General features: G+C 59.8%; 19 protein-coding genes and 1 pseudogene. 6 read left to right on the forward strand and 14 right to left on the reverse strand.

Features of this window, described 5'->3' with window-relative positions:
- Positions 1-28: 28 nt before the first annotated feature.
- From Enr8_RS24965 to Enr8_RS26690, 3 genes and pseudogenes are all read right to left on the reverse strand, one after another.
- On the reverse strand, positions 29-631 hold the full coding sequence (locus Enr8_RS24965; protein ID WP_390620217.1) for a PepSY-associated TM helix domain-containing protein: 603 nt from the start codon (positions 629-631) through the stop codon (positions 29-31).
- Positions 632-753: 122 nt separating this feature from the next.
- On the reverse strand, positions 754-1,287 hold the full coding sequence (locus Enr8_RS24970; RefSeq protein ID WP_146437097.1) for a DUF1559 family PulG-like putative transporter: 534 nt from the start codon (positions 1,285-1,287) through the stop codon (positions 754-756).
- 16 nt (positions 1,288-1,303) lie between these two features.
- Positions 1,304-1,396: pseudogene (locus Enr8_RS26690) on the reverse strand (prepilin-type N-terminal cleavage/methylation domain-containing protein); the annotation flags it as partial.
- Positions 1,397-1,749: 353 nt separating this feature from the next.
- Here Enr8_RS26690 and Enr8_RS24980 point away from each other — a divergent pair.
- From Enr8_RS24980 to Enr8_RS24990, 3 genes are all read left to right on the forward strand, one after another.
- The gene (locus Enr8_RS24980; RefSeq protein WP_146437099.1) at positions 1,750-4,758 is read left to right on the forward strand and encodes a cellulose binding domain-containing protein; all 3,009 of its coding nucleotides are present in this window, start codon (positions 1,750-1,752) and stop codon (positions 4,756-4,758) included.
- A 399-nt stretch (positions 4,759-5,157) separates the two neighbouring features.
- Entirely contained in the window at positions 5,158-6,702 is a 1,545-nt protein-coding gene (locus tag Enr8_RS24985; protein ID WP_146437101.1) for a sulfatase family protein, read from the forward strand.
- 50 nt (positions 6,703-6,752) lie between these two features.
- Positions 6,753-7,355: an AAA family ATPase gene (locus Enr8_RS24990; RefSeq protein WP_186767883.1), complete on the forward strand. Its 603-nt coding sequence runs from the start codon at positions 6,753-6,755 to the stop codon at positions 7,353-7,355.
- 839 nt (positions 7,356-8,194) lie between these two features.
- Here the strand turns inward: Enr8_RS24990 and Enr8_RS24995 are convergent.
- The 6 genes from Enr8_RS24995 to Enr8_RS25020 all read right to left on the reverse strand — a co-directional run bounded on the left by Enr8_RS24995 (position 8,195) and on the right by Enr8_RS25020 (position 14,157).
- Positions 8,195-8,536: a hypothetical protein gene (locus tag Enr8_RS24995; protein WP_146437106.1), complete on the reverse strand. Its 342-nt coding sequence runs from the start codon at positions 8,534-8,536 to the stop codon at positions 8,195-8,197.
- Between the two features lie 287 nt (positions 8,537-8,823).
- On the reverse strand, positions 8,824-10,062 hold the full coding sequence (gene odhB, locus Enr8_RS25000; protein ID WP_146437108.1) for a 2-oxoglutarate dehydrogenase complex dihydrolipoyllysine-residue succinyltransferase: 1,239 nt from the start codon (positions 10,060-10,062) through the stop codon (positions 8,824-8,826).
- A gap of 61 nt (positions 10,063-10,123) precedes the next feature.
- Positions 10,124-12,958: a 2-oxoglutarate dehydrogenase E1 component gene (locus Enr8_RS25005; protein ID WP_246120257.1), complete on the reverse strand. Its 2,835-nt coding sequence runs from the start codon at positions 12,956-12,958 to the stop codon at positions 10,124-10,126.
- A gap of 117 nt (positions 12,959-13,075) precedes the next feature.
- The gene (locus Enr8_RS26725) at positions 13,076-13,525 is read right to left on the reverse strand and encodes an SPW repeat domain-containing protein (protein WP_456236739.1); all 450 of its coding nucleotides are present in this window, start codon (positions 13,523-13,525) and stop codon (positions 13,076-13,078) included.
- A 265-nt stretch (positions 13,526-13,790) separates the two neighbouring features.
- Entirely contained in the window at positions 13,791-13,985 is a 195-nt protein-coding gene (locus Enr8_RS25885; protein ID WP_222434947.1) for a hypothetical protein, read from the reverse strand.
- Positions 13,986-14,052: 67 nt separating this feature from the next.
- Complete coding sequence (locus tag Enr8_RS25020; protein ID WP_146437112.1) at positions 14,053-14,157, reverse strand: NAD(P)-dependent oxidoreductase; 105 nt, start codon at positions 14,155-14,157, stop codon at positions 14,053-14,055.
- A 155-nt stretch (positions 14,158-14,312) separates the two neighbouring features.
- On the opposite strand from Enr8_RS25020, the gene Enr8_RS25025 reads away from it, so the two are divergent.
- Positions 14,313-14,771, forward strand: coding sequence for a hypothetical protein (locus Enr8_RS25025; RefSeq protein WP_146437114.1), 459 nt, complete (start codon positions 14,313-14,315; stop codon positions 14,769-14,771).
- A gap of 166 nt (positions 14,772-14,937) precedes the next feature.
- Here the strand turns inward: Enr8_RS25025 and Enr8_RS25030 are convergent, their stop codons facing one another.
- Positions 14,938-15,885 (reverse strand): NAD(P)-dependent alcohol dehydrogenase, encoded by a 948-nt coding sequence (locus tag Enr8_RS25030; RefSeq protein WP_146437116.1) that lies wholly within the window; start codon positions 15,883-15,885, stop codon positions 14,938-14,940.
- A gap of 98 nt (positions 15,886-15,983) precedes the next feature.
- On the reverse strand, positions 15,984-16,214 hold the full coding sequence (locus Enr8_RS25035) for a hypothetical protein (RefSeq protein WP_146437119.1): 231 nt from the start codon (positions 16,212-16,214) through the stop codon (positions 15,984-15,986).
- A 292-nt stretch (positions 16,215-16,506) separates the two neighbouring features.
- Between Enr8_RS25035 and Enr8_RS25040 the strand changes: the two genes are divergently transcribed.
- Both Enr8_RS25040 and Enr8_RS25045 read left to right on the forward strand, forming a co-directional pair.
- Positions 16,507-16,842, forward strand: coding sequence for a hypothetical protein (locus Enr8_RS25040; protein WP_146437121.1), 336 nt, complete (start codon positions 16,507-16,509; stop codon positions 16,840-16,842).
- A 193-nt stretch (positions 16,843-17,035) separates the two neighbouring features.
- Complete coding sequence (locus tag Enr8_RS25045; protein ID WP_146437123.1) at positions 17,036-17,833, forward strand: TrmH family RNA methyltransferase; 798 nt, start codon at positions 17,036-17,038, stop codon at positions 17,831-17,833.
- A 129-nt stretch (positions 17,834-17,962) separates the two neighbouring features.
- Here the strand turns inward: Enr8_RS25045 and Enr8_RS25050 are convergent, their stop codons facing one another.
- The 3 genes from Enr8_RS25050 to Enr8_RS25060 all read right to left on the reverse strand — a co-directional run bounded on the left by Enr8_RS25050 (position 17,963) and on the right by Enr8_RS25060 (position 23,639).
- Positions 17,963-19,114, reverse strand: coding sequence for an FG-GAP repeat domain-containing protein (locus Enr8_RS25050; RefSeq protein WP_146437124.1), 1,152 nt, complete (start codon positions 19,112-19,114; stop codon positions 17,963-17,965).
- A gap of 114 nt (positions 19,115-19,228) precedes the next feature.
- Positions 19,229-20,014 (reverse strand): biotin--[acetyl-CoA-carboxylase] ligase, encoded by a 786-nt coding sequence (locus Enr8_RS25055; protein ID WP_146437126.1) that lies wholly within the window; start codon positions 20,012-20,014, stop codon positions 19,229-19,231.
- A gap of 181 nt (positions 20,015-20,195) precedes the next feature.
- Positions 20,196-23,639, reverse strand: a complete 3,444-nt coding sequence (locus Enr8_RS25060; RefSeq protein WP_146437128.1) for a pyruvate carboxylase — start codon at positions 23,637-23,639, stop codon at positions 20,196-20,198.
- Between the last annotated feature and the right edge of the window lie 37 nt (positions 23,640-23,676).

Here is a 23,676-nt window from a genome sequence, read left to right on the forward strand (position 1 = left end):
CGCTCCTTTACGAACAACGGGAACCTGGTTAGTGAATGAACAGCATCGCCAACAGCAACGGCAGAATCAGGCCGAGCGTCACCAGCGGCCAGGTCATCCGGCGATGACGAGCATGAAAATAAAGCAGCATCAAACCGGTGATGCAGAAGATCAGCGTCGCGACCGCAAACACGTCAATAAACCACCGCCACGCGGCGCCGGTGTTGCGACCTTTGTGCAAGTCATTGAAGTACGAGATCCAGCCCCGATCGGTCCGTTCGTACTCGATCTGCCCACTTTCGCGATCGATCGCCAGCCAGGCGTCAGAGCCAGGCCCCTGCATCGACAGATAGATTTCTTCTTCCGACCACTCGGCGGTTCGCGAGCCAATCGACTTGCCGATCTGCCCCCCCAACCAACGCGACAGATCGGCTGGCAGCGGCGCGTCGCCGTCGATCTCTAGTTTCGCCAGCGACTGCTGCAGGTCAGTCGGAATCTCGAGCGAAAGCGATGTCACCTCTGGCTCGACGGTCAGCTCCGCGGGGTGATTCAGCGTGATTCCGGTGACGGCGAACAGCAGCATCCCGACCAGACTGATCGCCGAGCTGATCCAATGCCACTGGATCATGGTCCGCATCCAGTAGGCCCGCAGCTTTTTGTCGCGGCTGGCCTTGGTCGCGGCGGCTGATTTTTCGGGCAGTTCTACTTCCGCCAACGGAGAAACCTTTGCAAAAAACAGGGCCGCCCAGCGAATGGCTCGGCGGCGAGGTAATCCTAAGACTCTTCCAGCACTTCGCCATCGTCTCGCAACAGCAAGTTGAGGAAGGTGTTCAGTTCGATGTCGGTACTGATAAATCGGGACGAACCGTCGCACAGGGCGATGCCGACGACGCCATTATGAAAACTGTAGGGCTGCCCGGCGTTGGTGTGGCCAATGAACTTGAAACCGCAGTCGTCGATCGCCGCTTCGTTGGCCGATGTGTGGGACGAGCAGTCGACGCTGAGCGAATCGTTGTTGGGCGTCAGAGGATCGCCGTTCACGCCGCGTCCCGAAGCCCGACTCGACGTGCTGGCGTCCAGGTTGTCCGCATGATAGGCGGTCATCTTATCCCCTTGGTTACCAGGCCACGATAGCGAATCGGTTCCGACGACCTGATGTTTGACGTAGCGGTGCGGGGCGCCGGCTCGTTCGTAAAACGAAATCGTGTTGCTGAAGCCGTCGGTGATCTGAGCCGCTCGGACGCCCTTCCAAGTCGGATTGGTACCGCGCGAGCTGGGCCTGCTGCACGGCAGGCAGCAACAGCGCAATCAAGACGCCGATGATGGCGATGACGACTAACAATTCAACCAACGTGAATCCCGCTGGGGCCGGTCGAATGGAGTTTTGTACGCGAAGTTTTGGGGTAGCTGCGTGCATAGCCGGAACAATCCAGGGGTCCAAAGGCGGGATGGAACCGAGATTAATCCATCCACCATGGCTGGAGGTAGATCTGGCAAAGCAAACGCTGCGATGCAAAGAATCGACAGCGAGAATCAATCTCAGTAGCAAGTGATTCCTATCCTAACGATTCACGAAAAGCGCACAACCCCCCCCCAAATCAACGGAGAGGATCCCCTTCTCCCCGAGAGTCTCCGGAAGTGCGGCGCCGCCAGAAAAGCCCTCCCTCTTACGGCTAAACCCATTGACGCACCTCTCGTCACTCTTAACATAGGGAACCCAGGAAGGCTTTCAGGGGCGCCTGTCCATACAGAGTCTGGAACTTCCTCCCGATGTACGAACACCTTGCGCGCTTCGCAAATCGTCTCTTCTTCCAGGTTGCCGCTCCCCAGAAACGACATCCTCGCCGCACGCTGCAGCTAGAGTCGGTCGAGCCGCGGGTGCTGTTGGCCGCCAACATCTTGGCGGACGCACCGAACATTGACTTCGAGATCACCAACAGTTGGAACTCCGGGCATCAGGCCGAGCTGGTGGTGATCAACGACGAGTCGACCTCCTATGCCGACTGGCAGTTGGAGTTTGATTACGACGGGTCGATCAACAATCTCTGGAACGCTCAAGTCGAGAACCTGGGTGGAGGCCGCTACCGGATTACCGCTCCCAGTTGGGACGCAAAGCTCGATGCCGGCCAGTCGCTGGCGATCGGGTTTGTCGCCACCGGCGCTGGCTCGACGCCGACCAACTTTTCGTTTCTGGCCAATGGCGTGACTTCTCCGCCCACCGATGGCGGTGGTGGAAACGACGGCGGCGGCGTTATCGGAACCGGCTCAATTCACATTGAAGGCGCCGATGCCAATGGCGAAGCGCTGCAGATCACCATCGACCAAGGAACGTCGGAGTTTGACCTCTCCGTCGTCGACAGCCAGGCGGCCAGTTTCACTGTGGCGACAAACAACGCCGCCGTCATCGCCGCCGAGATTGTCGGCGACGGCGTGCTGCGAATCACCGGCCTGACTGCCGGTCGGGCGTCGCTGAAGCTGACCGATGCGCTGAGCGGCGAAGTCCGTTACGTGGGAATCCGCGTACGAACCGCCGAGGGAGAGCTGCCGGGATTGCCGGACTATGTTTCGATCGGCTCGGTCAGCGAAGATACGGTCGGCGATCTGGCGTTCTGGCAAGACTACGACAGCGGCGATCCGTTGACCAACAAGTACGTCGACTCGCGGTACATCTATTTGCCTGGCGGCCCCTTCAACGGGTGGCGAAACTGGGGCGATCGCGTCGGCAGTTATATTCGCGAAAGCATGAAGCTCGGAATGGTTCCGCAGTTCGTCTACTACAACATTCCGGACAGCGGCGAAAGCTACGAGATCGACACCCAGCACATCAACAGCACAACCTATATGGAGGCGTATTTTCAGGATCTAAAATTCGCCCTCGACACGATCCACAGCGTCGCCGGGAATGAGTTGGTTCAAATGATTCTGGAGCCTGACTTCCTCGGCTACCTGATGCAGAACGCCGGAGCCCCGGCCAGCGAACTGTCGGCCGTGACCAACGCCATCTACAGCAGCGGCGTGCTGACCCGCGGCGTCGATCCCGATTTTGACGACAGCGTCACCGGGCTGATCCACGCGATCAATTACACCATCGGCAAATACGCGCCGAACGTCGAGTTTGGCTGGCAGTTCAACCTGTGGGCGTCGCCCGGAATTGAAAACCCGATCCCGTTCAACGGCATCGTTCACCTGACCGATACGCTGGGGATGGAAGCGGGGCGAGCCGCGATCGCCCGCGAAGCGGAGTTGATCGCCGAGTACTACATCGATGCAGGCGTATTGAGCTACGGCGCCGACTTCATTTCGCTCGACAAATATGGTCTGGATGCTGGCGCCGAAGCAGGCGCGGCCGCCAACCCGGCCAGCAGCACGTGGTTCTGGAATAGCGACCATTGGCACAACTATCTGTTGGTTGTGAAGACGCTGACCACCGTTACCGAAAAGGAGATGGTTCTGTGGCAGATCCCGGTGGGGCACATCAACAACAGCCAGGCCGCCAGCCCGTACGATAGCGACGGGCAGTTCGACTCGCTCGATAACACGTTCCAGCATTATGAAGACTCGGCGCCCTCTTTCTTCTTCGGCGACAGCTTCACCGCCAGCGGCAATCGGCTCGCCTATTTTTCGACCAATGACTTCGGCGACTCCGGTTTGACCATCGCCAGCAACACGATCACATGGGGTTCGCATATCGAGGCGGCCCGCGCGGCCGGGGTGCGGCAGATCTTGTTTGGCGCAGGAGTTGGGGCCAGTACCGACAGTATCGGCAGCGAGCCCACCGACGACTATTGGTGGATCACCAAGGTGCAGCAGTATTACCAGGATCCGGTGCTGCTACAGGACGACGGCGAGGTCGATCCACCAAACGAAGAGCCGCCGACGGTTGGCGTCAGCGGCGCCACGGTGCAGGAAGGAAATAGTGGATTTGCGTTGGCGACCTTCACGATTTCGCTTTCCGAACCGAGCAACGCGGCGGTCACCGTCAACTACCAGACGACCAGCGGAACGGCGACCGCTGGTGAAGATTTTGAGGCGGCCAGCGGCCAGATCACTTTTGCGGCCGGCGAAGTAACGCAGACGTTAACCGTCCGCATTTGGGGAGACCTGCTGATCGAGCCGGACGAAGAGTTCACGGTAACGCTGTCGGAACCGACCGGCGCGCTGCTGGAAGAAGACCACTCGCAAGCCGCCGGCGCTATCACCAACGACGATACCGCGACAACGACCGACATCGCCGTCTCTACGCCGTTCGAGACGGCGATCGAAATTCCGCTTGGCGATGGCGCGCTGCAGTCGTTGACGCAGCCGGCCCATGGAGAAGTGATCGACAATCAAGACGGCACGCTCACCTATCTGCCGGCAGATAGGTTCGCCGGCGACGACAGCTTCGTTTTCGAGACGATCACCGATTCGGGAATCGTCGTCACCGCGGTTTCGGTCGTTGTGCAGCCGGCCGTCACCGAAGACCCGCCGTCCGCGGGCGACGCCAACTTGACGGTCGTCAACGATTGGACCAACGGCTTTCAGGGGCAGATCGAGATCCGCAACGAAGGCTCAACCGCCTGGGACGGGTGGACGCTGGAGTTCACCTTTGCCGGCGAGATCACCAATATCTGGAACGCGGTGATCGTCTCGCACATTGGCGACACCTACGTGATCCAGGGAGCCTCCTGGAATAGCCGCATTGGCGCCGGCGGGCGAACGTCGTTTGGGTTCATCGCCAACCCTGGCGGCGAGGATGAACCGTTTGACGACTTGAAGGTAACTGGCGATCTGGTTTAGCGCGTCGGCCGAAAGAAAACGAGGGCTGGCGACCAGCGACTTGTCGCCGTAGTTCGTCTTGCGCTCGATGACGCTGCCGTCGTGGAAGAGGTGGACCAAGACGGGATCGATTTATCCCAGCCGAACCGCCGCCAGCCGGAAACCTCATGATCACGACCGCCTCGCACTCCAAGGCATTTTCCCCATTCCGCAAACCCCGTAACCACCTATCCCATAAGTCTTTACAAACCTTTTCCCGCTCGTTTTCCGACGCCAATAACCCATCACTTCGCTCACGCGCAGCAGCGATCTAGTTTTGAAACGACGCCCGTTTTCCAGTAGTGTAGGGATATTCGCCAGACGCATCTGTTGCGCCGAAGCCTACCTCGCAATCCACCTACCTTATTGCCCAGAGATCCCATGCCCCGATTTTCGCTGATCGTGTTGCTTGTGTTGGCTTGGACCAACGTTTTATCTGCTGACGATCGTCCCAACATTCTGTGGATCACGATCGAAGACTGGAGCCCCGATCTTTCGTGCTATGGAACCAAGGGGATCGAAACGCCGCACGTCGACAAACTCGCTTCGCAAGGGATCCGCTACGAGCGAGCCTTTACGACGGCCCCTGTCTGTTCTTCGTCTCGCTCGGCGATGATGACCGGCTTCCACCAGAACTACATTGGCGCTCAGCAACACCGCACCAACGATAAGAAGCCGCTGCCGTATGGGATTCGGCCGATCCCGCATTTGTTGGCCGACGCTGGTTATTTCACTTGCTTGATGAGCAACAAGACCGATTGCAACTTTTTGCCTGATTCGCGGAAAGACTTGTTCCAGGGCAGAGACTGGAAAGAGCGGAAGCCCGACCAGCCGTTCTTCGCGCGGATCACTTTCGGCGGAACGCACCGACCTTGGAAGCGCGATCCGGTTCGCCCGATCGATCCGGCCGATGTCGAGCTGCCGCTTTACTACGCCGACACCCCGTTCATCCGCCGCGACTGGGCCAACGGTCTGGAGCAGATGCAACTGGTCGATCGCGAAGTGGGAGCGATTCTGAAACGTCTTGAAGAGGAAGGCCTGGCCGATAGCACGCTCGTCTTTTTCATCGGCGATCATGGCCGTTGCCACATCCGCGGCAAGCAGTTCCTGTATGACGAAGGGACTCGCATCCCGATGATCTTGCGTTGGCCTGGTCAAGTCGATCCGGGCCAGGTCAACAGCGACCTGGTCTACTCCATCGACATCTGCGCCACCGTGCTAGAAGCGGCCGGCGTCAAACCCCCGGTTCCGCTGCATGGCAAGAGCCTGTTTAGCGACGATGTGAAAGAGCGGAAGTACGTCTTCACCGCTCGCGACAAGATGGACGACACGCACGACGCCATCCGGGCGATTCGCTCGCAGCAGCACAAGCTGATCCTCAATCTGATGCCGGAGCGAGCCTATTGCCAGCTGAGCTTCTACAAAGAAGGTTCGTATCCGCCGCTGGCCGAAATGAACATCTTGAACCTCGAAGGAAAGCTGACGCCGGAGCAAGCGGCATTCATGTCAGGCAGCAAGCCGCCGATCGAAATGTTTGATCTGACCAAGGATCCGCACGAAGTCCACAACGTCGCCGATGACCCCGCCTACGCTACCGTGAAAGCGGAACTGCTGGCCGAGTTGGACAAGTGGCGGAAAGAGGTGATCCACGACCAGGGGGTCTCCGACGAGTTTCGCGCCCTGGGCGTCTTCCCCGAATCGTGCCCGGCGCCGACTGTCGGCGAGTGGGCCTACAATCATGGCGACCAGTACGACTTCCGTAAGACCGGCCTGCCGGGCTGGTATCCGACGCGGACGCTGGAAGAGTGGAAAGAGGTGAAAAAGGCGTGGGAGCCGTACGTCTTCCGCGAGCCGAACGCCAAGGTCGCGCGTCCGAAAATCGCCCACACGACCAAGCCGAAAGTCCGCTCCGCCGCGAAGAAGTAAGGCGCCGTGTTTGCTAGATCCGCTGAAGTCGATTCGCCATGGAGCCACCAATGACGCGGGCAATCGTTGCTGCTCCCCTGTTTGTCGCGCTGCTTTGCGGAAACGTCTGCTCGCCGCTTTCCGCGGCGGAGACCTCACTGCCTGGGCCGGTCAGCTTGACCGCCCAGGAGATGTCGATCGCCGAGCAATTGGCCGAGACGTACGCGATCGACCATCTGCAGACCGACGCCATCCGTCACGAGCTATTCGGCGCCAGTGATTCGAAAACTGGCTACGGCCAAGCGATCTATCAGCCCGCCAATCGAGAGCTGGTCTACGATCACCTCTTCGCCGCCGCAGCCGAGCGACTACCGCAGGGGCAATCGGTGATAGTCGACGGCACATTCTTGTCCGCCGACCAGCGCCGTCGTGTGGTTCAGCTGGCTCACCAGCACCAGGCGAACGCGGCGGCGCTCGTCTGCCAATGTCCCGAGGAAACCGCCCAGCAGCGGATCGTACGCCGAGCCGCGGAAGGCGCCTCGCTTTCGGAAGCGAATCTGGAAGTCTTAGCCGCCCAAAGAGATCGCGAAGAGCCTGACCCGCCTAGCGTCGTTAACTGCCTGTTGGAAAATGCCATCGTGGCATTTTCCAACCTCGCCAGGCTCAGAGCATAGCTCTTCGCGGCTCGCAAAATAACGACTTACGTCGTTATTTTGGGATCGCATCCGTGCGATCACGCAGTCCGTCGAGAAAATCAACGGACTGTTAGCCACGCGATCGACGCCACAGCCAAGCTGGAACAGCAAGTGGCGGCGGCCGTCGCCGCCGTACGGGACGCCTGATCGTTCTACCTGCTTACGCGAATTAGCTGGTAGCAACGCGATCATGCTGATCGCCACGACGCCAGATCTCCTGCGAACTATTTGCTAGGACAGCTTAAAAAGAAAAACGACGGCCGCCGCAACCAGCGACATCCCATAAATAATCCAACCACAAATCCGCAGACGATCCGCTGGCTCGGGCCTGGCGTCGCTTTTGGCCGCCCAATTGCCGGCGATCCGATAGCAACCGGCATTCCAGACAATGCCGAACGCCACGATCCCCAATGGGATCACCGCAGTATGAAGCGCCCCTGATTCCATCAAGCCTCTCCGTTTTTCCACCCTGCAACGACAAGCGCGGCGCCACGCGATCGCCTCCGCTGGTCGGGTTCATTATTCACTCTGTCAGGTTAACCGGCGACTTCCGTGGTCGATTTCCAGCGTGAACTGTTCGACAAATGGCCGGGCTGGGGCTCTTCATCGACCACGGGAAGTCGTCCGGAGGGAAATTCCTGCCCGCTCGGCGCCAATGGCCTCCCCAATCTCCCCCAAGATTCATGGCGGCGGCGGATCGCGTCATCAGCCCCCAAATCCGCCTGCTATCTAGAAAAGCGAAAACGAGCTGGTCAGGTGGTCAAAAATTCTTCCGATTCCTGCCGCAAACAGGAGATTGGTCGTCGCCAACGGAGGAATCAACGGCCGAATGACGGGGCGCCGCCAAAGACGCTCGACCGGCTGAATGCCCCGGGACGATAGTCATAGGCCGGGTTCGGCCCGCGATAGAAGTTGCTGGAACGGAAATTCCGCGGCCCGTTGTACAAGTAGAAATTGTAGTAGTCAGGTCCGCTATAGCCGCTGGTCGAGTTGTAGGTCATCCCGCTGCCGCTCTTGTAGTAGCGAAAGCCGTTGTAGCTGAGCTGTGACCGGGAAGCGGCGTAGCTGGAATTACGGCTCGAGTAGAACGGGCTCTGTGCCTGGGCGACGCTAGCCCAGAGGAAGATGGCGAGCAGCGGTAAAGCTAGTCGTTGGATCATCGGGCGGACTCCTGTCTAGAGCGGTTTTCCTCCATCTGTATCGTTCTGGCTGGTTGCGGCCGCGCTGGTCGGCGTTGACCTGCATCGACGAATCTTGAGGATTCGCCTGCTTCGGTCGCCTTGACCAGCTTGCCTCACCGGCGCCAGAAACGCTACAGCTATCAGAAAAACGCTCTAGAAAACATGACGGAACGGCCGCAACAAATTGTACGCCTGCTATTGCGAAAAAACGGCAGCGACGCCGGGGCGTCGCTGCCGTTTTTGATTTCGCGTTGTCCGCCGCTGGTTTACGCCTCCAGCAGCATGCGGGCCGGTTCTTCGATGGCGTCGCAGATCCGCTTCAGGAAGAGAACCGCTTCGCGGCCGTCAACCATGCAGTGATCGTAGGTCAGCGCCAGGTACATCATCGGGCGGATGACGACTTCGCCGTTGCGGGCGACCGGGCGTTGTTCGATTGAGTGCATGCCGAGCACGCCGCTTTGGGGAGGGTTGACGATCGGAGTCGACAGCAGCGAGCCGTAGACGCCGCCGTTACTGATCGTGAAGGTGCCGCCCGACAGTTCGGCCGCGCTCAAACGGTTCTCGTTGGCGCGAGCGGCGAAGTCGGCGATCGCCAGTTCGATCTCGGCGAAACGCATCCGTTCGGCGTTCCGCAGCACCGGCACGACCAGGCCCTTCTTGCTGCCGATCGCGACGCCGATGTGATAGAAGTCGCGGTAGACGATCTTGTCGCCGTCACGGATCTCGGCGTTGAGGGCCGGCTGTTGCTTCAGAGCGTCGATCGTCGCTTTGACGAAGAACGACATGAAGCCGAGCTTGACGCCCCATTGATTCAGGAACCACTCGCCATACTTCTTGCGCAGGGCCATGACGTTCGACATGTCGACCTGGTTGACGGTCGTCAGCAGGGCGGCGTTTTGCTGGGCGCCTTTGAGCGTTTCGGCGATGCGACGGCGGATCAGCGGCATCGGCACGATCTTTTCGCCCGCCTGCGGCGCCGAGATCGAGTCGGCGGCCGAAGCGACTTGCTGCGTTTTCGCAGGCGCGGGAACTGGGGCCGACTTCTTCGGCTCGGGCGGCGCCGGTTTCGGCTTTGCGGCTTCCGATTCGCCATTGCTGCTCGGCTCGGCCTTGGCCGGGCTGGACGAAGACGAGATGATCTTCGGGCGATTGCCGCGCGGCGAAGGAGCGGAAGAGGCCGCGGCCGGTTGCGGCTCCGGAGCGGGCTCCGGCTTTTTCTCTTCGGCCGGGGCCGACTTGGCGGCGGGCTTTTCGGCCGGGGCCGAGGCGCCGTCATCCAGGATGCCGATCACTTCACCGACGGTGACCAGATCCCCTTCCCGTTTGAAGATCTCTTTCAACACGCCCTGGGCAGGCGCCGGCATTTCCATCGAAGCTTTGTCAGTCTCGAGTTCGACCAGGAACTCGTCCTCCTTGACCGCATCCCCTTCGTTTTTCAGCCAGCGGCCGATCTGAACCTCTTGGATCGACTCGCCCGGATCGGGCACTTTGAGTTCAATGCTCATTGGTTTCTACAGTAAACAAGTTGGCTAATAGGTGAGTGTACTAGTTGAATCGCAGCGGCGGTTAGTCGGCGAAGGCTCGCTCCAGCAAGTCCGCCTGTTCCCACAAGTGGGCGCTCTTGGAGCCGGTGGCCGGGCTGGCCGAACGGGGACGTCCAACCACATGCAACTCGTGTTCGCCGACGCGGTGCCCCGAGAAGCGAGTCGCCCAGTGTGGCCAGGCGCCCATGTTGATCGGCTCTTCCTGAACCCACGTGACGCGGCAGTCGCTGGGGTAGTCGCTCAGCGCTTCGACCACTTCGCCATCGCGAAGCGGGTGCAACATCTCGATCCGAAGGATCGCGATGTCGTCGATGCCATGATCGTGGCGATAGGAGTCGAGTTCGTAATAGAGCTTGCCCGAGCAGAGCATGATGCGCCGCACATTGCTCGGATCGACCGTCAAGTCGGGCAGGATGTTCTTGAATTCGCCATCCGACAGATCGGACAACGTCGAGACCGCCGACGGATGCCGCAACAGGCTCTTCGGCGTAAAGATCACCAACGGCTTCCGCCACTTGCGTAGCGATTGACGACGCAGCAAGTGGAAGTACTGGGCCGGCGTCGACGGGTAGGCGACCTGGATGTTGTCCTCGGCGCCAATCGCCAGGAAGCGTTCCAGACGGCCGCTGGAGTGTTCCGGGCCCTGCCCTTCGTAGCCGTGCGGCAACAGCATCACGATGCCGCTAAGGCGATCCCATTTGTCTTCAGCGCCCGAAATGAACTCGTCGACGATTACTTGAGCACAGTTGCCAAAGTCGCCGAACTGCGCTTCCCAGGCGACCAGCGCTTCTGGGAAGTCCAGGCTATAGCCGTAGTCAAAGCCCAGCACGCCGGCTTCGCTGAGCGGGCTGTTGACCAGCTCGACAGGGGCCTGATCGGCCGTCAACTTCGAGAAGATGTTGTGCGTTCGGCCAGTGACGACGTCATGCAGCACGCCATGGCGTTGGCTGAACGTACCACGTTGGGCGTCTTGGCCTGACAATCGAACGCGACGCCCGGCCATCGCCAGGCTAGCGAAAGCGAGCGCTTCGGCCGACGCCCAATCGAGCGAACGCTTGCCGGCCGCCATGTCGCGGCGAGCTTCCATCTGACGCGTCAGCTTGCGGTGCAGGTGAAAGCCTTTCGGAATCTCGGTCAGCTTGACCAGGATCTTCGACAGCTTGTCGCCGGGGACGCCGGTATCGGGATCGTCTTCGCCGATCGGCGGTTGCGGTCCGCCCAGGTAACCTTCCCAGGCGTTTTGCGGCTTGGGAGGACCAACGACCAGATCCTTGCCGATTTCGTATTCGGTCTGCAGGAAGTCGTGATGGCGGGTCAGCATCTCGTCCGCTTCCTGCACTTCAAACTGCCCCAGTTCGACCAGGTTGTCGAGGAAGCGATCGCGAATCGAGCGGTGATGCTCGATCGCCTGGTACAGCAGCGGCTGGGTGAAGCTCGGTTCGTCCGTTTCGTTGTGACCGAAGCGGCGGAAGCAGTACATGTCGATCACGACATCCCGCTGATGCGTCCGGCGGAACTCCAGCGCCAGCGAAACGACCTGCGACACCGCGGCCGGGTTCTCCCCGTTGACGTGGAAGATCGGCGACTGCAGCATCCGCGCAACGTCGGTCGCGTAGATCGTCGACCGCGAGTCAAGCGGCTGCGTCGTAAAGCCAAGCTGGTTATTGACGATCACGTGCAACGTACCGCCGGTGCAGTAACCTTCCAACTGGCTGAGATTCAACGTTTCCTGCACGACCCCTTCGCCGGCGAAGGCGGCGTCGCCATGGATCAGCACGACGGCGCCCAATTGGCGTTCTTTGTCGTCGCGGCGATCTTGCTTGGCCCGCATACGGCCAAGCGCGACCGGATCGACATATTCCAAGTGGCTGGGGTTAAAGCAGAGCGAGACGTGCACCTTTTGGCCCGAAGCCGCGATGTAATCGCCGCTGGCGCCCATGTGATACTTCACGTCGCCGCCGCCGATGTGCCGCTGCGGATCGGCGTCTTCAAACTGCGAGAAGATTTCGCGGGGAGGCTGACGGATCACATTGGCCAGCACGCTCAAGCGACCGCGGTGCGGCATCGCCAACACCAGCTCGCGGACCCCTTGCTCGGCAAAACCATGGATCGCCAGGTCGAGCAGCGGAATCAGAGTCTCGGAACCTTCCAGCGAGAAGGTCTTGGCGCCGAGGTACTTTTTGCGGACGAACTCCTCGAAGACCATCGCTTCGGTCAGCTTCTGCAAAATACGCCGCTGCGTGTCGCGATCAAGCGCCGTGTTACGATGATCCCCTTCGACCTGCTCGATCAGCCACCGACGAACGACATGGTCGTCGATGTGCTGCAGCTGAATGCCGACGTCGCCGCAGTAGACCCGCTGCAGACGTTCAAAGCACTCGCGAATGGTGGTCTGGCTCAACTCGCCGTCGCGGTCGACGTAGATGTAGCGATCAAGATCACTATCTTTGATGTCGAACTGGTCCGGCGTCAGCGGAGGCGCCGGCGTGGTGGTCAGCCCCAGTGGATCAAGCCGCGAGTGCAAGTGACCGTACGCGCGGAAACCGGTGATCATTCGGTCGACGCAATGCTGCAGCAGCGCGTCGCCCCCTGGTCCGGCGGCGGCTTGCGCTCCGTTCTTGCTGCCGTTAACTTCGACCGCAGCGCCGGTCGGGTTGAACATGCTGGAGGTGGTGATCGGCGGAGCCAGGCTTCCCAGGGCGTCGATGTCGCCATTGGCCTGCGGCAACTGCTCGAAGAATTCGCGCCAGTCATCCGGAACGCTGTGGGGATCCTCCCGGTAGGCGTCTAGCAGCTCCGCCGCATAGGCCATGTTATGAACATCAATGTCAACACGTTTCGAAAGTGGTGTGCGCATGGGTCGGGTCGTTCCCGTGTAGTTGTTGAAGCCTTAAGGAAGGTGCGCGACGAATTCGTAGGAAACTCGGGTCGTGAGAACCTTTGGTTCTTTGGGATGTCGGTCGTGTGCGGGTACTCAATCTCTTGGTGAAAAGGAATCTGCCGCGTCGGAGTACCAGACCCGGGGGGGATCGGAGGCGTGATTCGGAACCAGCGCGAACATCAGCAAAAGCAATCCTACGACAATCTCGTTTTGCATCCCTGGTCCCGGCGACCCTACCGATCCGAAACGCCCAAAGCCAATTAGCCAGATTGCTACGACCAACGTAAACAAATGTGCATGTCTCGTTGGTCGCCAATAGGATAACAGCGAGGCGCCGCCAACGCCGATGGCGGGCAGGAAATCATTCCACCAAAGTGCGCGTGCGCTATCTGAATAGTGAAATATAAACGGACTGGCCGCCAGCCAACAAGACAACATAAATTCAACAACACGGGCCCACATGATTGCCTCCGGGTAAATTGGACGGGTCGCCGGTCGGTTTTCGATCCGAAATCTCGCGTAACATTTCGAGCGCGGCCTCATCTGCGGCCGTCTCTGGCAGGCCCCATAGAGCTCGCCAAACGATTTTGCGACTTTTCGTCTTTTTCCAAACTAAGACGAGATACTTCAGCGAGACGTAGACCTCGTCGAACGCCATGTAGACGAGCACCAGCGAAATATTCGCCGTAACCAGGCAGAGAAAGCGCCAATTCCCAACGATTGTCGCTTGACAGATCACCAGGATCGCACTGACCAAGCCCAACGGAATCACGTCGATCCCAAACAGAATGACGAGCCAAGGGCGGTACTACCACCTGCGCGTCGATCCGGCCAAGCCGAAGATCGCGTTCCCCAAATACGCGATCGCCCCCAGGATCGCGTCTGGAACGCCGATCCACAGATGCATTGTCTTGGCGACGTCCGAGTCGAGCACCTTGCGGCTTTGCTCGCCGAATGCGGGATCCCACACGTCGTCGATCAGCCGCCATTGGTACAAACGCATATCAGTCCGTTGATTTTCTCAACGGGCTGCTGGATCGCGAAGTTGAAAAATGCCACGATGGCATTTTTCAACAGGCAGTTAGATTTCGTAGCAACCGGCGGCCGATCAAACCGGCCCCGCCAGTGACCAGGACCAGCGGGCGATTATCGCTGAGGTTCGTCTCTAGCGTCATTTTTCTTTTCCTTTCGCACCAAGGAACGAAGAATGCAAAAAAAGATTACCGTTTCCGCGATCAATAGCGTTGCAAGTTGGGCGCCGAAGAGGACGATTTGGCCCGCGGTTTGCGATTTCCGGCGGAAACAACCCTGGAGAATGAGGACCTTGACGATGAATACGGCGGAAACAAAATCTGAATTGCATCAGGCGCTCGAAGACTTTGAGAGCCAGCTAGAGACCCCAATCGTGCCAGGCGAACTGCCCGAGTGGTGTAAGTCCGCCAAGAAGGGTTGCGCCGCGGTGCACGCCGCCCTGCCCCCCAAGCTGAAAGATCACGAGATCATCTACAAGCAGATCAGCCGCGAAGATCCGTCGCTTCAACCCCGCGTCGAGAGCATGCAGGCGGAAGACGAGCGGCTCTCCGCCGAGGCCGAGTTTCTGGACGATCAGTTTGTGCTGACGGCAGCCGCCGCTGAGATTGTCGAGCCGAACGAACAGCCAGCCGAGTCGCTGGCTCAAGAACTCGCCGATCGGGCGATCCAGTACGTCATCGCCGTTCGGAAGCAGGAGCACGCCGTGCGGACCTGGTACATCGAGGCGCTAGAACGTGATCGCGGCGACAAAGACTAACAGTCCGTTGATTTTCTCGACGGACTGCGTGATCGCACGGACGCGGCTCGCAAAATAACGACTTACGTCGTTATTTTGCGAACCGCGAAGAGCTATGCTCTGAGCCTGGCGAGGTTGGAAAATGCCACGATGGCATTTTTCAACAGTCAGCTAGGTCGCCGCTCGGCTAGTCCGCCACATGCAGCACGATCTTACCGACCGCGTGGCCATCTTCGCTCTTACGATGCGCGTCGGCCGCGCGGTCGAGCGAGAAAACTTCGTCGATGATTGTGCGGAGTTTTCCTTCGCCGGCGAGTCCGTAGATCGCCTGCAGATCTTTCTTTCGCGATGAAGCGAGCACCATGCCGCAGCGGCGGCGCTGCAATTTTGAGAGAACCGTGAAAGCGGCGGTCTCTACCGAAGGCAACGTGGTCGCGAACCGACCATTGCGGCTGAGCACCTTGCAGCAGTCGCGGTACGACGCTTTGCCGACGGCGTCGAAGATGACGTCAAATTTGCGGTTGAGCTGCGTGAAGTCGACTTCGTGATAGTTAATCACTTCGTCGGCGCCAAGCTCGCGAACCAATCCTTCATTGCGTCCACTGCAGACGGCCGTCACCTTGGCGTGGTGAATCTTGGCGATTTGCGTGGCGAAGACGCCGACTCCGCCGGAGGCGCCGTTGATGAGCACGTTGTCGCCGGGGCGAAGCGAACAGATGTCGAACAGCGCTTGCCAGGCAGTCGACGCCGCCAAGGGAATCGACGCCCCTTCGATCAGCGACAGATTCCCGGGCCGGTGGACGACATGCTCGGCGTCGACCACCATAAACTCGGCATAGCCGCCGCCGGGCGGATGGGGCGCGTACGCACAAACCTGCTCGCCAATGGACCATTGGCTTTCCAGATCCATGCCGACCGCTTCAATTTCGCCGGCGACATCAAAGCCGAGCACCGCCGGAAACTTCAGCGGCACGACCCACCGCACCATGCCGCTTCGCAACTTCCAATCGATCGGATTCACACTGGCCGCTTTGACTTTGATCAAGAGCTGCTTTGGGCCGACCTCCGGCCGCGGTTGCTCCATCATCTGGAGCCGCGTTGGTGGTCCGTACGATTGAATCGCGATGCATCTCATGGCGGCTTTCCTTCATCAAGATGAACGAGTAAGTCCTTCTTGATCTTATTCTGCATTCGGGGGATTTTCTTTTCCCCAAATTGAAGATTGCTCGTTTTTTAGCCCGCAATCAAGCGAACCAGGTCGAGCGGGCCCTTCGCGTCGTAACGATCCGTCCCGGCGACCATCCGGTAACGCAACTGGTGATCGAGCGCCTTCATCTGGCGTTGGCCGTCACGACGACGTTGCGCCATTTCGTTGCCGCTCCATTTGCGACGGATCGCCTGACAACGCAGCGCGATTTCGGTGGAAGATAAATGCGGCAATTCGTTAAATACGGCGCTCTTCATGGCTTCGCTCCATCATTGGAAAAAGAAGAATCGCTGGGGGGCTAAGGAAACTCGGTGAATCCGAGCGACACCTCACCATCAAGCAACCAGCGTGCCAATTGAAAGCAGAATCGCACTTTGCCATGATTCGCTGGCAGTGCAGGCAATCTATGGAGTTCTAGAGACTTGCAGGCTGATTGTGGGGCATCCACAGCGGTTGGCGCGCATGCAACAATAAACTTCGCCGGCCTGCCCTTGGCTTCGTAACCGGCAATTGCTTTCTATTTACCCCATGCACACGGAGGATTTTGGAATGAAGTTGGCTAAGTCCCTTCAGCACGCTGTTCGAGTTTTCGGCGTCGTCGCCGCCACCATCGCGATGATCGTCGCTTTGACGCTTCCCACGGTGATGGCTGGTTCGTCCAGCTCGTCGGACGTCGCCCTGTTCGGCCGTCATCGTTGCCACAGCGGTGCGCGTCACTGCGGTCGTCGTTACCGCAGCAGCTGCTATCGCGGCGGCTGCAGCACTGGTAGCTGCTCGACCGGCGCTTGCACGACTGGTGGCTGCACGACTGGTGGCTGCACGACTGGTGGCTGCTACACCGGCGGCTGCTACACCGGCGGCTGCACCATCGGTGGCTGCAACTAAGCGCGTGTTGAACGCCAGTCGCACAGCATGAACGCTTAGCGACCAAGACTTGCCGCGGACGGACTCAACAGGCGGAAGAGGGAGAACAGGACTCATCTTGTTCTCCCTCTTTTTTTCGAAGCAAATTGGCCGCGACTTGTCGCACGCGACTGGGCCGTTGCCAAGCTCGCCTTGCATCGGCTGTAATAGGCGGATGAACGTCGAGCATTTAGAAACGATCCACGATCCGCGGCTCGCCCCTTATGGCGACTTGACCGGCAAGCGCGGTCATCCTGACGCCGGAATCTTGATCGCCGAAAGTCGCTTTCTGGTCGAGCGGCTGTTGGCCAGCACGTTGGCGGTGGAGTCGATCCTGGTCGACAATCCGGCCAAAGTTCCTGACTTACCGCCAGGACGCGAAGCGACGCCGATCTTCTGTCTGCCGCGTCCGCAACTGCAAAAGCTCGTCGGCTTTAACTTTCATCGCGGCGTGATGGCCTGCGGGCGTCGCCCTGATCTTACCGACTTGCGGCAAGTCGCTTGGCCCGATCAAGAGCGGCTGACGTTGTCGGTCGCGGCCCAGGTGGTCGATCCCGAGAATTTAGGCAGCTTGATCCGCGCCAGCAGCGCGTTTGGCGCCGATGCGCTGTTGGTCGACGATCGGTGCGGCGATCCGTTTTCGCGCCGGGCGCTGCGCGTTTCGACGGGGCATGCCTTCAAGATCCCGATCGTTGTCGCGACCGATCTGCTGGAGCAGCTAGAAAACGCCAAGTCGCTTGGCTTTCAACTGATCGCCACGGCACTAGACGAGACGGCGACGCCGCTAAAAAAAGAGACGGTGCGTGATCCACGCGCCGCCTTGCTGTTTGGCAATGAAGGGTTTGGCCTGGATGCCGACGTATTAGAGATCGCCGACCGCCGGGTGACGATCCCGATGGAGCGCGGCAGCGACTCGCTGAACGTTGCGATGGCTGCCGGGGTTTTTCTGTACCACTACTGCTACATGCTGTAGCACGCCCTTTGGTGGTATGCTCTTACGGCGTCTTCGACGGAAGAGCATGTCTTCAATGCGTTCTGCCAGGACCAAGACATGCTCTTCTCGCGAAGACGCGAGAAGAGCATGGCACCAGCGCAAACGCTCCTACTTCTCCCGCACTTGCTCAAACACAAAGACCCCCTGCTTGTTTGACGTCACCACGTCGAGCAAGCCGTCGCCGTTCATGTCGGCGACTTCAAACTGGGTACCGACGCCGCTGTTGTCGTCGAAGACGTGCGGCGTCCAGACCGCCTTGCCATCTTTCCGCGACAGCTCGTACCAGCACATCACCGCCGCTTCGTTGCCGCCGGGATCACGACCGCCGTGCGCCCAGTGACGCTTGCCGGTGACGTAGTCGGGCAGACCGTCGCCGTTCATGTCGACCAGGTGCGATGAGTGGGTCTGCGAGAACGTCTTGTCGATGATGTGACGCTGGAACCCTTCCGGCGTTTGCTCGTACCACCAGACGCCAAAGTCGTGGGCGCTGCTGCTGATCACGTCGTTGTCCCCATCGCCGTCAAAGTCGTAGACGTACATGTGGGCGCACTTTTCGCCAAAGTTGGCCGGGTGGAATTTCCACGGAGTCTGGCTGCGATCTTCCGGCGCTTCCCACCAGCCGGCGGTCACCAGGATGTCGGTCCGGCCGTCGTTGTTGACGTCGCCGGCGCCAATGCCGTGCGAGTAACGATCGGTACCAGGGGCGTTTTCTTCCGAGACGGCGGTGATGATCCACGGAGCGCTGGGATCTTCGGCCGGCGCGGCATAGCCCACCTTCTTCCCCGGATCAAAGGCAAACAGCAGCTCCTTTATGCCGTCGCCGGTGATATCCCGCATGTCGGGGCTTTCGTTGTTGGTCACCGGGACCATCTCGTGGCGGACCCACGTCTTTTCTTCTTTGCCGGGGTTCTCGAACCACCAGGTCTGCTTGCCGGGGAAGTCGACCACCAACACGTCAGTCCAGCCATCGTGATTGACGTCTTGGGCGAAGTTGCAGAACGAGTCGCTGTAACCTTTCGGATCGTACTCGTCCGCCTTGACGCGGATCAGGTGCATCTTCCAATCGGGCGATTCGTACCAGACGCTGCCGGCCGAGACGTCCATCAGCCCGTCCCGATTGAAGTCGCCGACGGCGCAACCTTCGCTACGGAACTTGGTTTCGATCTGAGTCTTCTTGAACTTCAATTCTTCTTCGCCGTGAGCGAGCAGCGGCAAAGCGAGCAAGAGCAGAGAACCTGCGGTGAGACAACGACACAGCATCGTGCGGGCCTTTCAGTCGAGGGACGGGCGTGGTGGAGGCGTGAGTAGCGCTAAAGCGGTTAAAGCTCTAGCAATAAGAGGCGTATCTATTTTGCGCGAGATTTTTGCGAATTTCTAGAACCGCGTCACCACGCCAGCCACGATTCGCTGAACTCCTCCTGGAGCATCGACCAGCAGCGCGCCGGAGTTGTCGATTCCCCCGCAAATCCCCACGATTGTCTGTTCGCCGGCTTGAATCTCCACCTTGCGTCCGAAGAGCAAACAACGACTGCGCCATGGATCGGCCAGCGGCGTTAGATCGGGAGCGCATAATTTGAAGTTAGCCTGCATCCGCTGCAGGATCGCCAGCAGCAAATCCGGCAAGAAAAACTCGCTGCCGCCGATCTCGACCAGCGAAATCGCCCGCTCACGAACTTCGGCCGGGGCGCCTTCCAGCGAGTTGTTGACGTTCACGCCAATCCCCAGATGCAACAGCGGGCGAGGCGATTCGGTTCGTTCCAGTAAGATGCCGCACAACTTGCGGCCGCGACTGTAGATGTCGTTGGGCCATTTCACGTAGATCGCTTCGTCGGGCAGCAGCGACTCCAGCGCTTCGGCTACCGCGACCGCCGTCATCAGCGACGCTTGCGGCCATCGCAACAGCGGAATCGGCAAGTGATCTTGATCGAAGACGGCGGTGAAGGTGAGCGCTCCGTCGGTCGCATGCCAGGCGTTTTCGCCCCGACCGCGTCCGGCGGTCTGCCGCTGTGCCGCGACGACGTAGGGAATGATATCGGAAATCGCGTCGGCGTTCTCTTTGGTGTAGCGACTGGTCGAGGGTAGCTCGGCGAACGCTTCGACCCGCGCTGCGCCGACGGTGCGAGCAATTTCATCCAGCGCCGCTTCAGGAAACGCGTCCATCGAATTCCAAATTCAAACCGTAGGATGGGTGGAGCAAGCGAGAAAAACGCTCCATCGCAAACGACGCTGATCGCTCGCGCAACCCACCTTCTTCTGCTTGCAACCGCATTGTTGGGCCAGCGCTGCGATGCACCCAACCTACGGCTGAACTGCCAAACCACTTTGAAGGCATGCTCAACGCTTACGACAACTTCACCAACAAGTCGCCGGTCTGCACCTGGCTGCCTGGTTTGACGACGACCTGTTCGACCGTCCCTTCGACTTCACTGTAGATCGTCGATTCCATCTTCATCGCTTCCAGCGACAGTAACTTTTGGCCCTTGGCGACTTTTTCGTCCGCCTCGACGGCGACCATGACCACCATGCCCGGCATCGCGGCGCCGACCTGCTTGGGATCGTCCGGATCGGCTTGCACCCGTTTCGGGGCGTCCGACTCGAGGCTGCGGTCGAGAATCTCGACTTCGCGCGGTTGACCGTTGAGCTCGAAGAACGCGACGCGAACGCCATCGACGTGCGGCTCGCCGATCGTCAGGAACTTGATGATCAGCGTCTTGCCAACTTCGATGTCGACCGAAATCTCTTCGCCAGGACACTGCGAATAGAAGAAGGCAGGCGTCGGCAACGTGCTGAGGTCGCCATACTTCTTCACATGCTTGGCGAAATCTTCGTAGACCTTCGGGTAGAGAAGATACGAAACGACTTCGCGGCGAAGCGGCTCACGACCGAGCATTTTCTTCACCGTTTCGGTGGCGGCCTCAAAATCGGCCGGCGAGAACTCGGCGCCGGGGCGATCGGTCATGATCGGCTCGTCGCGCATGATCCGCTTCTGCACTTCCGGCGGGAAGCCCCCCGGCGGTTGCCCCATTCGTCCGCCGATCAAGTCTTTCACCGATGCCGGGAAGGCGAGCTCCCGCTGCGGGTCAAGCACATCGGCGGTCGAAATGTTGTTGGCCACCAGGAACAGCGCCATGTCGCCAACCGCTTTGGAGGTCGGCGTCACTTTAACGATGTCGCCAAACAGTTGATTGACGTCGGCGTAAACCTTGCAGACGTCGGCCCACTGATCGGCCAGGCCCAAAGCGCGGGCCTGCTGGAACAGGTTGGTGTACTGACCGCCCGGCATTTCGTGACGGTACAGGTCGGCATTGGCCGGCAACACGACCGCCTCAAACGGCGTGTAGAACTCACGGACGGCTCGCCAGTATTCGGCGATGCCATCGAGGGCGTCGGTATCGAGGCTTCCGTCGCGGTCCGAATTCCGTAGCGCCTCGACCATCGTATTGAGATTCGGCTGCGAGGTTCCGCCCGACCAAGGCGCCATCGCGGCGTCGGCGATATCGAGCCCGACTTCGGCGCCTTTGAAGATCGAAGCGGCCTGCGTGCCGGCGGTGTCATGCGTATGGAAGTGAATGGGCAGGCCGACTTCTGCTTTGAGCGTTTTGACCAGCTTCTCGGCGGCGAAAGGCTTGCAGAGCCCCGCCATGTCCTTGATCGCCAGGATGTGGGCGCCCATCTTCTCGAGTTGCTTAGCTAGGTCGACATAGTACTGCAGTGAGTACTTGTCACGCTTTGGATCCGAAATGTCGCCGGTGTAGCAGATCGACGCTTCGCAGATGGCGCCGGTTTTTTGCACCGCCTCCATCGCGATCTGCATGTTGGGCGCCCAGTTGAGCGCGTCAAACACGCGGAAGACGTCGATGCCGGCCTGGGCCGCTTCTTCGACAAACGCGGTGACGACGTTGTCCGGATAGTTGGTGTAACCGACGGCGTTGGACGCCCGCAGCAACATCTGGAACAGCATGTTGGGCGCCTTCTCGCGCATGTCGGTCAGACGGCGCCAGGGGCACTCTTTCAAAAATCGCATGCTGGTGTCGAACGTCGCGCCGCCCCACATTTCGAGCGAGAAGAGCTGTGGGCAGAGTCGCGAGTAAGCCTCGGCGATATTGACTAGATCGCGGGTACGCACGCGAGTCGCCAACAGCGACTGATGCGCGTCGCGGAAGGTGGTGTCGGTAAACAGCAGCGGCTTTTGCTCGCGGATCCATTGACCGAACTTGGCGGCGCCCAGCTCTTGCAGCTTTTGGCGGAACCCAGCCGGCGAATCGCCTTTGGTGCTGTATTCTGGCAGCGGCGCGGGATCACGACGCGTCGCGACCGGACGACCTTCGACCAGTTCGTTGCCGTTGACGGCGACTTCGCCCAAGTAGGTGAGCAGCTTGGTCGCACGATCGCGGCGGACCAGCAATTTAAACAGATCAGGCGTTTCGTCGATGAACCGCGTCGTGCAGTCGCCATCGAGGAACGTCTTGTTCGACATCACGCGAATCAGGAACGGAATGTTCGTTTTCACGCCGCGAACGCGGAACTCTTGCAGGGCCCGCTCCATCCGTTTGACCGCAGCGGTGAACTTGCGTCCGCGAGCGCTCACCTTCACCAGCATTGAGTCATAGTAGGGATGAACGACGGCGCCCGAGAACGCACTACCGGCGTCCAAGCGAATGCCCATGCCGCTGGCCGAACGGTAGTGGCTGACCCGGCCGTAGTCAGGCAGAAAGCCGTTGGCCGGATCTTCGGTCGTTACGCGACATTGTAGCGCGAAACCGACCGTCTGAATCTTGCTTTGGTCGGCCAGATCGATATCGGGATGGCTGAGCGGCTCTCCCTGAGCAACCAGGATCTGCGTCTTTACGACGTCGACGCCGGTCACTTCTTCGGTGACGGTGTGTTCGACCTGGATCCGCGGATTGACTTCGATGAAGTAGTACTGGTTGGTTTGCTTGTCGACCAGGAACTCGACCGTGCCGGCGTTCTGGTAACCGACCTGCTTGCCGATCTTGATCGCCGCTTCGCAGAGCGCGGCGCGAACCTCAGGAAGCAAGTTGGGCGCCGGGGCGATCTCGACCACCTTCTGGTGACGCCGCTGCACCGAGCAATCGCGCTCGTACAGGTGGACCAGGTTGCCGTGGGCATCCCCCATCAACTGCACTTCGATGTGGCGAGCCTGCTCGATGTACTTTTCGATGAAGATGTCGGGGCTGCCGAACGCCGATTGCGATTCGCGGGTGGCCGACTCAAACGAGGCGTCAAATTCCTTCGCCTCACGAACGACGCGCATCCCGCGACCGCCGCCCCCTTTGGCCGCCTTCAAAATGATCGGGAAGCCGAGCTTCTCGGCCAGCGTGCGACCTTCTTCGGCACTGGCGATCGCTTTCTGGCTACCGCTGAGAACCGGTACGCCGGCTTGTTCGGCAATGGCGCGAGCCGCGGTCTTGTCCCCTAAACGCTCGAGACAGTCGACGCTCGGTCCGACGAAGATGATGCCGTTTTCTTCGCAAGCGCGGGCCAGATCGGGGTTCTCCGACATGAAGCCGTAGCCGGGGTGAACGGCGTCGATCTTATGCTCGCGGCAGATGCGAATGACGCTGTCGATGTCGAGGTAGGCGCGGACCGGTTCGCCTTGCGTACCAATCTGGTAGGCCTCGTCCGCTTTGAAGCGATGCAGTGCGAAGCGGTCTTCAAACGAATACATCGCAACCGTGCGGATTCCCAACTCGTGGGCGCTACGGCAGATGCGAATGGCGATCTCGCTACGATTCGCCACCAACAGTTTATTGATGCTCTTCATGATGCGGATTACGGCGCTAGAGGTAGGAAGGTCGGCA

Origin of the sequence: Blastopirellula retiformator, from assembly GCF_007859755.1 — a bacterium.
GTDB lineage: Bacteria > Planctomycetota > Planctomycetia > Pirellulales > Pirellulaceae > Blastopirellula > Blastopirellula retiformator.

Bases quoted from the DNA above. Each gene is read 5' to 3' on its own strand.
- Enr8_RS24980 (WP_146437099.1), top strand. From the start codon at position 1,750: ATGTACGAACACCTTGCGCGCTTCGCAAATCGTCTCTTCTTCCAGGTT.
- Enr8_RS24985 (WP_146437101.1), top strand. From the start codon at position 5,158: ATGCCCCGATTTTCGCTGATCGTGTTGCTTGTGTTGGCTTGGACCAAC.
- Enr8_RS24990 (WP_186767883.1), top strand. From the start codon at position 6,753: ATGACGCGGGCAATCGTTGCTGCTCCCCTGTTTGTCGCGCTGCTTTGC.
- Enr8_RS24995 (WP_146437106.1), bottom strand. From the start codon at position 8,536: ATGATCCAACGACTAGCTTTACCGCTGCTCGCCATCTTCCTCTGGGCT.
- odhB (WP_146437108.1), bottom strand. From the start codon at position 10,062: ATGAGCATTGAACTCAAAGTGCCCGATCCGGGCGAGTCGATCCAAGAG.
- Enr8_RS25005 (WP_246120257.1), bottom strand. From the start codon at position 12,958: ATGCGCACACCACTTTCGAAACGTGTTGACATTGATGTTCATAACATG.
- Enr8_RS26725 (WP_456236739.1), bottom strand. From the start codon at position 13,525: ATGAGGCCGCGCTCGAAATGTTACGCGAGATTTCGGATCGAAAACCGA.
- Enr8_RS25885 (WP_222434947.1), bottom strand. From the start codon at position 13,985: ATGCGTTTGTACCAATGGCGGCTGATCGACGACGTGTGGGATCCCGCA.
- Enr8_RS25020 (WP_146437112.1), bottom strand. From the start codon at position 14,157: ATGACGCTAGAGACGAACCTCAGCGATAATCGCCCGCTGGTCCTGGTC.
- Enr8_RS25025 (WP_146437114.1), top strand. From the start codon at position 14,313: ATGAATACGGCGGAAACAAAATCTGAATTGCATCAGGCGCTCGAAGAC.
- Enr8_RS25030 (WP_146437116.1), bottom strand. From the start codon at position 15,885: ATGAGATGCATCGCGATTCAATCGTACGGACCACCAACGCGGCTCCAG.
- Enr8_RS25035 (WP_146437119.1), bottom strand. From the start codon at position 16,214: ATGAAGAGCGCCGTATTTAACGAATTGCCGCATTTATCTTCCACCGAA.
- Enr8_RS25040 (WP_146437121.1), top strand. From the start codon at position 16,507: ATGAAGTTGGCTAAGTCCCTTCAGCACGCTGTTCGAGTTTTCGGCGTC.
- Enr8_RS25045 (WP_146437123.1), top strand. From the start codon at position 17,036: ATGAACGTCGAGCATTTAGAAACGATCCACGATCCGCGGCTCGCCCCT.
- Enr8_RS25050 (WP_146437124.1), bottom strand. From the start codon at position 19,114: ATGCTGTGTCGTTGTCTCACCGCAGGTTCTCTGCTCTTGCTCGCTTTG.
- Enr8_RS25055 (WP_146437126.1), bottom strand. From the start codon at position 20,014: ATGGACGCGTTTCCTGAAGCGGCGCTGGATGAAATTGCTCGCACCGTC.
- Enr8_RS25060 (WP_146437128.1), bottom strand. From the start codon at position 23,639: ATGAAGAGCATCAATAAACTGTTGGTGGCGAATCGTAGCGAGATCGCC.